This window comes from Pseudomonas zhanjiangensis (assembly GCF_041027545.1).
Taxonomy (GTDB): Bacteria; Pseudomonadota; Gammaproteobacteria; order Pseudomonadales; family Pseudomonadaceae; genus Aquipseudomonas; species Aquipseudomonas zhanjiangensis.
In genome coordinates this window covers 1-503 of sequence record NZ_JBFTEG010000058.1, presented here as the reverse complement: position 1 = coordinate 503, position 503 = coordinate 1, and the positions used below count along the sequence as shown (strand labels likewise).

Annotated in this window: 1 protein-coding gene; it reads right to left on the bottom strand. The window is 61.0% G+C overall.

Annotated features, from left to right (window positions below):
• Positions 1–503: IS3 family transposase (locus AB5S05_RS22065; RefSeq protein ID WP_369289640.1), on the bottom strand; the 503-nt coding region annotated here is incomplete at both ends.

The following is a 503-nucleotide window of genomic DNA, read 5'->3' as shown; positions in this document are numbered from 1 at the left end:
TGGCTGCCCTGATCTGAATGGAACAGTACCTGCTGCGGTTTGCCGCGCTGCTCATACGCCATGTCGAGTGCCTTGATCACCAGCTCGGCATCCGGCTTGGCGGAGAACGCCCAGCCGACTACACGCCGCGCATGCAAGTCCAACACCGCTGCCAGGTAATGCCAGCGGCCTTGCGCCCAGACGTAGGTGATGTCGCCACACCAGACCTGATTGGGCGTTTCGGTCGTGAACTCGCGATTCAGGCGATTTGGAATATCTGGTCGTTCAACCGTGGCCTGCTTGTAGGCGTGCGAGCCCGGCTGCTTGCTAACCAGGCCCAACTCACGCATCAGCCGGCGTACACGAAACCGACCAATTTTCACGCCACCCTCGCGCAGCATGCCCAGGATGCTCCGGCTACCGGCCGAGCCTCGACTCTGACTGAACAACTGGTTGACCTGGCTACGTAGTGCAACACGACGAGCATCGACACGGCGACGTCGAAGGCGATGGGCGTAGTAGCA